Raw genomic sequence first — 1,493 nt, 5'->3', positions numbered from 1 at the left:
GAGTGTGCCTTCGCAGGCCCCTACACGATCCACGGATACTACAAGGCCCCGGAGCGCAACAAGGAGACCTTGACGAGCGGGGGCTTCTATCGCTCCGGCGACCTGATGTCGTTCCGCGACATCGACGGCCAGCGCTACTACAAGTTCTGCGGCCGTACCAAGGACGTTGTGGATCGTGGCGGAGAAAAGATCAACGCCGAAGAGGTGGAGACCGTGGTCGGACGCCATCCCGCGGTGGCCATGACCTCCGTCGTGGGGATGCCTGACCCAGTCTTCGGGGAGCGGGTCTGTGCCTTCATGGTCATCAAGGCTGGTGCCGTCGCTCCGACGGTCAAGGAACTGGGCGCCTTCCTGAGCAAGGAAGGCGTGGCCAAGTTCAAGTGGCCTGAACGCATCGAGGTCGTCGACGAATTCCCATTGACCAAGACCGGCAAGCTGAGCAAGCCGCTGCTCAAGCAGGCTATCACCGAGACACTCGCCGCCGAGCGTGCCGCGTCGGCATCCAACACCACTCAAGCCAGGAGCTCATCATGATCCCGAAGCCCGGATTGCCGCTGGTCGGCGTTCACCACACTGCCCGCCCCACCTGGAAATTGGCGGAGACCGTTCACTTCTACCGTGACCTGCTTGGCCTGCCGCTGGTGCACGCCATCTCGGCGCGCGGATGGGGTCCAGAAGACCATGCCGATTTCCTGCACTTCTTCTTCGACAGTGGCACGGGCAGCACGATCGCCTTCTTCTACTACATCGGCACCGAGGCTCCTGAGTTTGCCGCCGTGCGCGACGATTATCGCTACCGGGCCACACATACCGCCTGGCGAGTCGAGACCCGCGAAGATCTGCTCGCATGTCGCGCCAAGATCGAAGCAGCGGGCATCAAGCTGAACTATCAGATTCGACACGAGGTGATCGAGTCGATCTATTTCAACGACCCGAACGGCTACTCGCTCGAAATCACGTGGCAAGTGCGTCCGTTCACGGAAGTCGACATCGCGGACGCCAACCGAACACTGGAGGCCGGGATTGCGCTGGAGAATGCCAGCAGGGCTGGCCAAGGTTCGTTCACCTCCATCGACGAGGTTTGGCGAAGCAAAGGTGAACGTCTCGCTGCCGATCTGGAGGTGCAATGATGCCGACGATTTTTGTTTTGGATGTGCCCGAGTTCCTGCCGCTGGTCGATCACGCCCGTGACGTTCCAGGACTCAAGGTGAGCGGTCCCAGGCTCGGCTACTTTCGCGTGGATGGGGAAGGCGAGATCAAGCTTAACCGCAAGGCGCTGGGCTTCAAGCCGGCAGTCTGGCACGGTGCCTTGACTGGCGGCCTGCTTGGGCGCGTGACGCACTTCGACAACGACGAGTTGGTGATCAGCGCCGAGGCAGCATCATGAAGATCGCAATCATCGGTGCCGGCCCATCGGGCCTCTATCTCGCCATTCTCGTCAAGCGGCGCCGCCCGGACTGGCAGATCAGCATCATCGAGCAGAACGAAGCGGA

The 1,493-nt window shown here is 61.4% G+C and carries 3 protein-coding genes; all 3 read left to right on the top strand.

Going from position 1 to position 1,493, the window contains the following annotated elements:
- The coding region (locus AC1DY5_RS55315; protein WP_478122647.1) for an AMP-binding enzyme at positions 1-534 on the top strand (534 nt) is incomplete at its 5' end.
- Positions 531-1,130, top strand: a complete 600-nt coding sequence (locus tag AC1DY5_RS55310) for a VOC family protein (RefSeq protein ID WP_478122646.1) — start codon at positions 531-533, stop codon at positions 1,128-1,130. The genes AC1DY5_RS55315 and AC1DY5_RS55310, both read left to right, overlap by 4 nt.
- The gene (locus AC1DY5_RS55305) at positions 1,127-1,387 is read left to right on the top strand and encodes a hypothetical protein (RefSeq protein ID WP_478122645.1); all 261 of its coding nucleotides are present in this window, start codon (positions 1,127-1,129) and stop codon (positions 1,385-1,387) included. The genes AC1DY5_RS55310 and AC1DY5_RS55305 overlap by 4 nt, the downstream gene beginning before the upstream one ends.
- Positions 1,388-1,493 lie beyond the last annotated feature (106 nt).

Source organism: Variovorax sp. P4_D9 (assembly GCF_056401695.1).
Note: the sequence above shows the minus strand (reverse complement) of the source record. Positions and strands in the feature narration are given on the sequence as shown.